We start from the raw sequence: 9,593 nt of genomic DNA on the forward strand, positions 1-9,593 counted from the left end.
TTAAGATGTACCAATAGGTTTTTAATAGCATGGCGGCCTGGGTGCGGTACTTGCTGAGGTGCTATGAGAAATCCGGGCTAGCGTGGCGTAAGGCGCATCGCAGGTTCGGTGGCTGCGAATAGGTTGATGAGAGAGGTAGTCGTACACATAGGTATGCAATACGCTGTCGCTTGCGTTGTCTTCAAAGCCAGCAATTACCCGCTGCATTTCTCCCTCATGAAGAGACAGATAATTAAGCAGCATTTGTGCGCGTTCTTCTTCGTGCTGATTAGCGCAGTGGGCCAAGCACTGGGCAAGATGGGCATGTAACTGACGTGTCCAATCGATTAACTCGCCAAACGTTTTAATCTCCATTTATTCGTTCCTTACTTTTTGCAGTTGCGATTAGTGGGAATGCGTGTGGTTGCTATCGGCTGAGCTGTTGCTCTTGGCAAGAAATAGCCACTCGCCGATGAGCAGCACGGCCATCACTCCGGCAGCAACGACAAGTACCAGTGGATCGGAAGTGGCTTTTACCCAAACAAAGCCACCCAGTACGAGGACATCTAGCAAGATGGCTATGCTAGGAATAATCGCGTTAGCGCCCACGCTTTCCCTGAGGTGACGCAACACTCCCCAATGGATAGCCATATCCATGATCAAATAAAAAATAATGCCGAGCGCCGCAATACGGCTAAGGTCAAAAAATGCAGTCAAGACTAAGCCGAACACAATGGTGTACACCAACGTGTGCTTTTGCAGGCTACCTGGCATATGGAAGTGGCGGTGTGGAACCAATTTCATTTCAGCCAGCATGGCGAGCATGCGTGATACCGCAAACACACTGGCAATGATCCCACCGGCTGTGGCTAGCATGGCTAAAACAACGGTAAAGCCAACGGCGGCTTCACCAAGCGCAGGCCGAGCCGCTGCCGCTAGCGAATAGTCTTGAGTTTCGATAATCTCAGATAAGGAAAGATTGCTGGCCACCGCAAAGCCCACAAGCGCATAGATGACTACGCATAGCGCGATGGAGATCATGATGGCCTTGCCCAGGTTACGCTTTGGGTTTTGCAGCTCCGAGCCGCTGTTGGTAATGGTCGTAAAACCTTTGAAAGCCAAAATACCTAACGCCGTAGCGCCCAAAAAGCCTGAGAGGGTTGGAGATGGCGCATCTCCGCCAGTTCCCATGCCGATAGAATCGGCAATAAAGACACCAACAATACCAAACACGATGATGCCGCCAATCTTGATGAAACCCAGCACCGAAGCGACTGTCTCGATCAACTTATTGGCGGATAAATTGATCAAAAAAGCCGCTAGCAATAAGCCAACTCCGAGCAGTGGCACAAACAGCGAGCGATCGCCCAGGTCAAATAACTCCAGCGTGTAAGAACCGAAAGTTCTCGCTAAAAAGCTTTGCGCGATCACCATGGAAAAATACATCAATAGCGCATGAAAGGCGGTGGGAAGGGTTGAGCCATACGCTTTTTGCAAATACATGCCAATCCCCCCGGCAGATGGGTAGGTATTCGACATTTTGACGTAAGAATAAGCGCTGAAAGAGACAATGATTGCGGCGGCTAAAAAAGCTAGGGGGAATAGAGAGCCGGTCATTTCTGCCATCTGTCCAGTTAAGGCAAAAATCCCCGCTCCGATCATCACCCCTGTGCCTAGCGCTACGGCACCGATAAGAGAGAGGCTCCCTTCTTCGTACTGTGGCTTTCTATCCTGGTCAGCCATACAAACCCTCCTAGAAATAAAGCCCAAGGCGTGCAGATTCTGCGCCTTAGGCAAGCGTCTGGTAAGTGCTACGCAAGTCTGTTTGAGTTAGCTGAATACAAGCTGAATATAGTCCAGTTAGTCATCTGATCCAGATTATGCTTTGGCGTAAGAGAGGTAGGCTTAACCTACCAACATGCGTAATGGCATCCACAGACCCATGGCGATCATTACCAGATTTTCAGTTAACGATACAAAGCCCAGCGGCACATTACTGTTTCCGCCGACGCAGGCACACTTCAGCTCCCGCTTGTCGATATACACGGCTTTAAACACAGAGACGGCACCTACCGTACCAACAAATAGGGCAAGCGGCGCGGCAAACCAGGTTAATACCCCGGCCAGCATGAGCAGGCCAGCTAGTGTTTCGGCGTAGGGATAAACATAGCTGTAGGGCACATAGCGCTGAGCCAGCAAATCGTAGTTCAAAAACATATTACTGAAACTTTCGACATCCTGCAGTTTTTGTAGGCCAAGTAGCACCATAGCGGTAGCCACTGCATATTCCGGCATGCGCGCTGTGAGTAACGAACCCTGTACGGCCCAGCTAATCGATAGACCTATTAGCAGTGCGACGGCAAAAATCGCCAGCACGGGCCGATAAGTCTTTTCTTTTGAATTGGAAACGCTCATTCCCAAATGTTCGCGTAATTCTTCATAGCCTCCAATGCGGCTATCACCGATGTACACTTGGGGCGTAGTGTCGACGTTTTCTTGAGCCTTGAACGCGTCTATCTCATCACGGGAGGTTAACGTGTGATCGTCAACTTCAAAGCCTTTACGCTTGAGTAAATCAAGCGTTTTCAAACCGAACGGGCACATATGCTCGGCGGTTTTCATCCGGTAAACCCGTGCAGAGGTAGTGGGTGCTGACCTTGGCATTGTGCCTCCTTTGCTAAAAACGTGATGTTAACTAAAAGCATAGAACCTATGTGCCACACACAGGCAAGTACACCCTACTCTTTTATTTTAAAATTCTAGCTACGGTTACAAATAGGCTTATGCAACGATAGACATGTATGTAAATAAAAGGGCCAGCATGAAGGCTGACCCTATATTTTAAATCATTGACTATATATTAATAATCAACATGTAACTCATAGCGGTTATTGTCCTTTTCTTTAGTACCTCCCAATGCATTGCCTGTTACTTCAAGCTGATAATTACCTGGCTGCAATTGGCGAACCATTTCAAAATGGCCACGGGGGCTGGATGCTTCTGCCACCTGCTGTCCAGCTGCATTGTAAAGCACAGCAGAGATACGGTTACCAGTGCTGGTTGCGCCTGGGAAGTGCTCACTTGCTATCTTCAGCGTAGTCGCTTGTTGAATGTTAATATTGAAACGCTTTGATTGGCCTTGGGCCAGCAATTGTGTAGAAGAGACGCCTCTTTCAAGTAGTGGCAGATCTTGGATGGTCGTCCCATAGTTAGCCAATGCAGGCGTTGAAAGAATGCTAGCGACAAGCGCTCCAAAGAGAATTGATTTAACTTTCATGATAACTACTCCAGTGGTTGGTTACATGGTTATATTAGCTGGGGTTTTTGAAATGAAGCTGAATATAAAAATAAAAATAATAAAAAACGCCACCATTTGGTGACGTTAAAAGTTACACACTGTCAGAGTCGTTAGAACATTAGTTTAACACCGGCAACAACTCCAGTATCTTCAGTGTTGTCGCCACTGGCTCGGGAGAGATCTGCAGTGTCGCCGTATTCTTTCTCCCAATAGGCACCGATGTAGGGGGCGAAGCGTCGGGTCACTTCGTAGCCTAGCCGTAGGCCAGCACGAACCGAGTTAAGGCCTTCGCCCACGCCAAATTCTTCAACTTCACTGGCGGCCACGGCAATTTCGGTGCGCGGCTGTAGGTAGAGCCGCTGAGTCAGGCGCAGATCGTATTCGCCTTCAAAACTGGCGGCCACGTCGCCATCTTCACTCACTTGTAATGCCACGTCGGTTTCAATGCCGTAGGGCATTACGCCTTGCAGGCCGACAACCCCATAGGTGCGTTCAGCGTGATCATCGGAGAAAACACCGCCTTGATAACCGATCCCCCCCTGTAACTCCCAAAAATCAGCCACTAAACGACTATAGAGTAGTTCCAAAGACTCAAACTCAGCATCTTCGCCGTCGCCCTGGACATTTTCGCCTTCTGACTTTAGGTAAATGCGGTTGATATCGCCGCCGTACCAGCCTTGAAAGTCCCATACCACGGCTTCTGGGCCTTTATCAGGCACGCTATATTCGAGCCGATCAAACAGTGCCATACCCATATTATGTTCCTCAGTGGGCGCTGGCCAACTGTCTGGTGCCGCATAGCCATCTTCGGCTTGAGCGGTCGTGGCGGCGGCCATGCCAAGGGCGGCGCTGGCGAGGGTTAAGTAGCGCTTAATTTTCATACTGCCTCCTTAAGAAACTTGAACAACGCGGAACATGCCAGCATCCATGTGATAGAGAAGGTGGCAGTGGAACGCCCAACTGCCCTCTGCATCTGCGGTGATCAACGCAGATACGCGCTCACCGGGCTTCACATTTAGGGTGTGTTTGCGTGGTATCAATTCCCCTTGGCCGTTTTCTAGCTCCATCCACATACCGTGGAGGTGAATAGGATGCTCCATCATGGTGTCGTTAATCAGAATTAGGCGCAGCCGCTCATCTTTCTCAAAATGAATAGGGCCGGTCACTTCGCTAAACTTCTTACCGTCGAACGACCACATATAACGCTCCATATTGCCGGTCAGGTGCAGCTCAAGCTCACGGCCTGGCTCACGGCGATCAGGCCATGGTGTGAACGCTTTGAGATCCCGGTAAACCAATACGCGTCGTTCGTCAGGATCAATGCCGATTCCCGCCTGGTTATAGCGAGAGCCCGGCTGAGCTTCACCGGCGAGAAGCAAACCATTTGCGCCTATTTTGGCCTGCTCGGCTGCCATCCCCCCCATAGTAGAGTGATCCATGCCTTGCATGTTGGACATACCGGAGTGATCCATCCCAGCCATGCTGGAATGATCCATCCCCGACATGTTGGACATGCCAGAGTGATCCATCCCCGCCATGTTGGAGTGATCCATACCGCCCATACCGTGGGCACCCATGGCTTCCATACCGCGGTCTGCAATTTGACGGCGTTCAGGAATCTCCGCCTGCATGCCTTCACGTGGAGCTAGCGTGGCGCGTGCATAGCCGCTCCGATCCATGGCTTCGGCGAAGATGGTGTATGCCCGGTCGTCTTCAGGTGAAACCAGCACATCGTAGGTTTCAGCCACGCCAATACGGAACTCATCAACAGGAACGGGTTGCACCGGTTGTCCATCAGCGGCCACCACGGTCATCTTCAGGCCAGGTATACGAACATCGAAAAAAGACATGGCTGAGCCGTTAATCACGCGTAGTCGTATCCGCTCACCAGCTTTGAACAAGGCATTCCAGTTTTCTTGAGGAGAATAGCCGTTGAGAAGATAAGTATAAGTACTACCGGTGACATCGGCGATATCCCGCGAACTCATGCGCATTTGAGCCCACATGCCGCGCATTTCAGCGGTCTGAGCAAAACCGTTGTTACGAACATCGGCAAAGAAGTCAGCAATCGTGCGCTCTTGGAAGTTGTAATAGCCTTCCATGGTTTTCAGATTACGGAACACCGACATCGGGTCTTCAAAAGTCCAGTCGGTGAGCAGTAACACATGCTCACGGTCGTAACGGATAGGCTCACGCTCGGCAGCGTCGATAATCAATGGCCCTGCATGGCCAAGCTGCTCCTGCATACCGGAATGACTGTGGTACCAGTAGGTACCGTTCTGACGGACGGGAAAACGGTAGGTAAAGGTTTCACCAGGGGCGATACCTGCAAAGCTAACGCCAGGCACACCATCCATTTCCGGCGGTAGAATGAGACCATGCCAGTGGATGGAGGTGGGCTCGTCCAGCAGGTTGGTGACACGCAGTACTGCGTCTTGACCTTCTTTCAAACGAATCAGCGGGCCAGGACTGGTACCGTTAATGGTAATTGGTTGGGCTTCTTGTCCGTCAATAGGCAACGATTCACGGCGGATCGCCAGCGATACCTCGGGCCCTTCTTCAACGCCCTGAGCATAGACGTTGGTACGGCCCCAGGGGGTTGCCCAGGCGGGAGTTAACCCCATTGCCGCAGCAGAACCTAAGCCTAAGGCAGCGCCTCCTTTTAACACTTGCCGACGAGAAAGAGGGTGAGAAATGATACTTGAGCGTGCCATGTGTAACTCCCATCAATGGTGAATAGCACCATCTTGATGGAAGAAGCTGAATCAAAGCTGAATGATGATTAATTGACCACTTCAGCCGTCAAGGGCAAAGCAATCGTCACTCGTAAACCACCCAGTGGGCTTCGTTCAAACTGAGAGTGACCTGAGTAGCGGACGATTAACTGTGCAAGAATCGAAAGGCCTAAGCCGTAGCCAGGACGGCGCTCATCCAGTCGTGTACCACGCTCTCCCAGGCGTGAAAGTTCCTCTTCTGCAACGCCCTGACCATCATCATCAATAGTTAGCGTAAGTGCAGTTACAGTGACTGCAATATCGCAAAGAACGCGCCTGCTCGACCATTTTCCTGCGTTATCAAGCACGATGCCTAATATTTCTGAAAAATCGTGAGATTCAATGGGAACTTGTTCTTCCTCACGTGCTGAGTGAGTCAGGTCGAACATACGCTCAGGATAGAGGCTACGGAACATCTCAATCAGCCGTAAGCTATCACGAGTAACGTTGGCCATTCGTCCTGCATTAGGGCCTGCAATACGTGAACGACGCAGCTCCGCATCCAACTGGGCGTTAATGTCTTCAATACGGCTGAGTAGTTTATGGCGCCGGTTGTCATCAATAGGCCGGTTGCCACGCAGTACTTGAGTAACGGCTGCCAGCGGTGTTTTTAATGCGTGTGATAGGTTGGCGACCGATTCTCGCGAGCGCTTCAGACGAAGATCAATGTCGTCCATGAACCAGTTCAACTGGTCGACTAATTCATCTAGCTCCGAAGGGGCTACTAATGACAAGCGATCACGTTTGCCTGATCGCAATGCTTCAAGTTGTTGGCGCAGTTGCCAGAGTGGTATGAGTCCACGGTTAACCGCTAGCATGTTGAGTATGATGAGCATCCCTAAAAGCACGGCGGCGATCCCACCGACCCACCAGTGTAAAGTTGCAAGCCCTGATTCTACTTGGGAAAAATCCTCGCCCACCAATAGCACACCCTGCGTGCCCTGCCACTCAAAATGGCGGCGATAGACGAGCATGTGCTGTGTTCCGCGATTCACATCTATTAGGGCATCGCCGCTCTCATCTAGCAACGGAGCCAGCTGTTGCTGCCATTGCGGGTCAGAAGCGCTGACCGAGCCATTGAAACGGAGTACGTAGAGATGATGAAAGACTTGATAGCCTTGGCTAACCGAGTCGAGCGCAGTCGGTACAGCCGTTTGGTCTTGCTCTAGCTGCGCGACCGCGTGGTTTGCTTCACGTTGTAAGCGTTCACCTAAAAAATCCCTTGCCAGGCTCTGTAAAAAGATCCCGTGCAATAGCCACGTGGTGACCACCACCAGTAGCGCGACGCCGCCTAACCATGCGAGTAGCCGAATGCGTAAACTGCGTCTATCAATGTGAAGCAAAGAAATACCCCTGACCACGTCGCGTTTGAATGACTGATTTACCGAGATAACGGCGCAGACGAGCGATGTAGACTTCCACCAAGTTAGGTGCGGCAGCGTCCTGATCCAAGGCGTAGAGCTGCTCTAGTAGCTGATCTTTCGAGTGAATACGGTCTGGATGAAGCATTAAGTAGCGCAGTAATCGAAACTCCGTTGCTGTTAGCGAACGCCACGTTTCTCCTTCTAAGCACACGCGTTGACCCGCCTCATCCAACGAGACACCGTTAAGCGTAATCACATGAGATAACTGACCAGACTGCCTACGCAACAAGGCCTTCAGGCGAGCCATAAGTTCGGCTTCGTGGAAAGGCTTGGTGAGATAGTCATCGGCTCCGGTTTCAAGTCCGATAACTTTATCTTCCCAGGTATCGCGCGCCGTCAAAATCAAAATAGGCGTACTGCGCTTCTGCTTGCGCCAATGAGCGAGAAGATCTAACCCCGACCCATCGGGCAAACCGACATCTAAAATAGCCAGCTCATAATCCTCGGTTGCCATCAGCGACTTGGCCGCTTTCAATGAAGCGGCCAAATCAACCAGGTAACCGTTGTCCTTGAGACTCTCTGCCAAGCTTTCTGCTAACAAATCATCATCTTCGAGTAGCAACAGTTTCATGGGTCTGCGTCAGATTAGAGAGAAAAATTACCGTACATGCCGGATTCATAATGACCAGGAATGTTACAGGCATACTCTAGCTCGTTAACATTGTCAGGGACACTCCATAATAAAGTCCCGGTTTCACCAGGCGCAATGGTGACACCTGCCATGTCCATGCTGGCCATATCGTGACCGCCGCCGTGTGACATATTCGACATATCGTGGCCTCCGCCGTTGGCCATGTTTAGCATCATTTGACGATGTTCTTCTTGGGCTTCTTTGCTACCAATCACAAACTCATGTTCTAAATTGCCGGTGTTGGTGATTTCAAATTTAACAATTTCACCCGCCGCCATTTCTAGCGTTTCAGGGTCGAACCACATATCGCCAGCATCAAGAGTGATCGTGCGGTCAACGTCAGCGTCGGTCAGGCCACTGTCACCGCCGCCATGGCCGGGCGCAGCCCATGCCGCGCTTGTTACTAGGCTTAGTGAAAGAGCAAGCAAAGGAGTTGTTAAAATGGTGTTGCGCATGGTCATTTACCTCAAAAGGGTTGTTGTCACTGCTTATTTATACGGTGTTAACCTGAAACGAGCCTGAACCCAGCAGGCAGAATATGATCCATAGCAACTTTTCATTGTTCACAAGGTTACAAGGCTTGACCTTGAGGTAGCCCTAGAGTCGTAAACTTAGGACGTAATTTCTAACTGACTTGATCGGAGGCTTACCATGATGAATGCCGATTGCTTAGCTTTTATGAGCTCAATGGGCTGGTACGGCTGGCTGATGCCGCTGTTTTTTCTTCTGCTCGTAGGCTTAGGTATCGCGTCGCTCGCAAAATACTTGTTTAGCCACACAACGAGGGCAGGCCGTTCATGAAACATCTTAACGCTACTATTCTATCAATTGCTTTGGCTCTCGGGGCTACATCGGCTCAGGCTGCACTGCCGGACGAAGCTACACTGTACAAAAATCCTCAGTGCGGATGCTGTGATGAATATGCTCGCCACTTGGAAATGCTGGGAGTCGATGTAACCATTGTCGATAACGTTGAGCTCGGCGATATCAAACAGAAGGCTGGCGTCCCTTATGGTTTGGGGTCGTGCCACACCATCGAAATAGGTGACTACTGGATTGAAGGGCACGTGCCGATGGAAGCGGTCGAGGCATTATTTGAAGAACAACCTGACATAGGTGGGATCGGCCTAGCAGGGATGCCCATTGGTACACCAGGCATGCCAGGGCCTCAGGGTGAGCCTTACGAAATCTATATGTTCACTGACCACAAAGACGATTCGTTTATGACTCTGTAGTAGATTTTTTGATGTCATTACTAGCCTGGATTTCTCATAGCACCTCAGCCAGTACCGCACTCAGGCTCTAACACCGCTAAACACCTATTGGCTCGACTTACATCGGCTACTTTTTAACCACTTTTCGTCGTTCAGACACACCTCCCCCTTCCCCCCATTGCGTCGGGCCGGGGGAGCCCGAGCAGTCAGTTCGGCACCAACCGCCTGACGAGATCGGATAGCGCCGTTTTATAGGGGTAGCTGTCACTCATG

General features: G+C 50.8%; 11 protein-coding genes. 2 read left to right on the forward strand and 9 right to left on the reverse strand.

Annotation, left to right across the window (positions count from 1 at the left end; all coding sequences use genetic code 11):
- Positions 1 to 21: 21 nt before the first annotated feature.
- The 9 genes from INT33_RS20305 to INT33_RS20345 all read right to left on the reverse strand — a co-directional run bounded on the left by INT33_RS20305 (position 22) and on the right by INT33_RS20345 (position 8,561).
- Positions 22 to 354, reverse strand: coding sequence for a hypothetical protein (locus INT33_RS20305; protein WP_226940288.1), 333 nt, complete (start codon positions 352 to 354; stop codon positions 22 to 24).
- Between the two features lie 30 nt (positions 355 to 384).
- Positions 385 to 1,722 carry an APC family permease gene (locus tag INT33_RS20310; RefSeq protein WP_193092889.1) on the reverse strand — a complete coding sequence of 446 codons (1,338 nt, stop codon included), beginning with the start codon at positions 1,720 to 1,722 and terminating at the stop codon, positions 385 to 387.
- A 162-nt stretch (positions 1,723 to 1,884) separates the two neighbouring features.
- A complete protein-coding gene (locus tag INT33_RS20315) occupies positions 1,885 to 2,643 on the reverse strand; it encodes a glutaredoxin family protein (RefSeq protein WP_193092890.1) in 759 nt (252 codons plus the stop codon).
- A gap of 196 nt (positions 2,644 to 2,839) precedes the next feature.
- Positions 2,840 to 3,256, reverse strand: a complete 417-nt coding sequence (locus tag INT33_RS20320; protein WP_156808516.1) for a hypothetical protein — start codon at positions 3,254 to 3,256, stop codon at positions 2,840 to 2,842.
- A gap of 131 nt (positions 3,257 to 3,387) precedes the next feature.
- Positions 3,388 to 4,158: a copper resistance protein B gene (locus INT33_RS20325; protein WP_050713463.1), complete on the reverse strand. Its 771-nt coding sequence runs from the start codon at positions 4,156 to 4,158 to the stop codon at positions 3,388 to 3,390.
- A gap of 9 nt (positions 4,159 to 4,167) precedes the next feature.
- Positions 4,168 to 5,991: a copper resistance system multicopper oxidase gene (locus tag INT33_RS20330; RefSeq protein ID WP_193092891.1), complete on the reverse strand. Its 1,824-nt coding sequence runs from the start codon at positions 5,989 to 5,991 to the stop codon at positions 4,168 to 4,170.
- 68 nt (positions 5,992 to 6,059) lie between these two features.
- Complete coding sequence (locus INT33_RS20335) at positions 6,060 to 7,394, reverse strand: sensor histidine kinase (RefSeq protein ID WP_208458210.1); 1,335 nt, start codon at positions 7,392 to 7,394, stop codon at positions 6,060 to 6,062.
- On the reverse strand, positions 7,381 to 8,046 hold the full coding sequence (locus tag INT33_RS20340; RefSeq protein WP_009288249.1) for a response regulator transcription factor: 666 nt from the start codon (positions 8,044 to 8,046) through the stop codon (positions 7,381 to 7,383). Before INT33_RS20340 ends, INT33_RS20335 begins: the two co-directional genes overlap by 14 nt.
- A 14-nt stretch (positions 8,047 to 8,060) precedes the next feature.
- Positions 8,061 to 8,561: a cupredoxin domain-containing protein gene (locus INT33_RS20345; protein WP_016915529.1), complete on the reverse strand. Its 501-nt coding sequence runs from the start codon at positions 8,559 to 8,561 to the stop codon at positions 8,061 to 8,063.
- Between the two features lie 196 nt (positions 8,562 to 8,757).
- Here INT33_RS20345 and INT33_RS20350 point away from each other — a divergent pair, with 196 nt between their 5' ends.
- A complete protein-coding gene (locus tag INT33_RS20350; RefSeq protein ID WP_167385703.1) occupies positions 8,758 to 8,907 on the forward strand; it encodes a hypothetical protein in 150 nt (49 codons plus the stop codon).
- The gene (locus INT33_RS20355; protein WP_016915528.1) at positions 8,904 to 9,341 is read left to right on the forward strand and encodes a DUF411 domain-containing protein; all 438 of its coding nucleotides are present in this window, start codon (positions 8,904 to 8,906) and stop codon (positions 9,339 to 9,341) included. Before INT33_RS20350 ends, INT33_RS20355 begins: the two co-directional genes overlap by 4 nt.
- The last annotated feature ends 252 nt before the right edge of the window (positions 9,342 to 9,593 follow it).

Source organism: Halomonas colorata (assembly GCF_014897985.1).
Lineage (GTDB): Bacteria > Pseudomonadota > Gammaproteobacteria > Pseudomonadales > Halomonadaceae > Vreelandella > Vreelandella colorata.

What these genes read in the sequence shown, in the direction of transcription:
- INT33_RS20305 (WP_226940288.1), bottom strand. Translation starts at nt 354, where the DNA reads ATGGAGATTAAAACGTTTGGCGAGTTAATCGATTGGACACGTCAGTTA.
- INT33_RS20330 (WP_193092891.1), bottom strand. Translation starts at nt 5,991, where the DNA reads ATGGCACGCTCAAGTATCATTTCTCACCCTCTTTCTCGTCGGCAAGTG.
- INT33_RS20320 (WP_156808516.1), bottom strand. Translation starts at nt 3,256, where the DNA reads ATGAAAGTTAAATCAATTCTCTTTGGAGCGCTTGTCGCTAGCATTCTT.
- INT33_RS20355 (WP_016915528.1), top strand. Translation starts at nt 8,904, where the DNA reads ATGAAACATCTTAACGCTACTATTCTATCAATTGCTTTGGCTCTCGGG.
- INT33_RS20350 (WP_167385703.1), top strand. Translation starts at nt 8,758, where the DNA reads ATGATGAATGCCGATTGCTTAGCTTTTATGAGCTCAATGGGCTGGTAC.
- INT33_RS20340 (WP_009288249.1), bottom strand. Translation starts at nt 8,046, where the DNA reads ATGAAACTGTTGCTACTCGAAGATGATGATTTGTTAGCAGAAAGCTTG.
- INT33_RS20315 (WP_193092890.1), bottom strand. Translation starts at nt 2,643, where the DNA reads ATGCCAAGGTCAGCACCCACTACCTCTGCACGGGTTTACCGGATGAAA.
- INT33_RS20310 (WP_193092889.1), bottom strand. Translation starts at nt 1,722, where the DNA reads ATGGCTGACCAGGATAGAAAGCCACAGTACGAAGAAGGGAGCCTCTCT.
- INT33_RS20345 (WP_016915529.1), bottom strand. Translation starts at nt 8,561, where the DNA reads ATGCGCAACACCATTTTAACAACTCCTTTGCTTGCTCTTTCACTAAGC.
- INT33_RS20325 (WP_050713463.1), bottom strand. Translation starts at nt 4,158, where the DNA reads ATGAAAATTAAGCGCTACTTAACCCTCGCCAGCGCCGCCCTTGGCATG.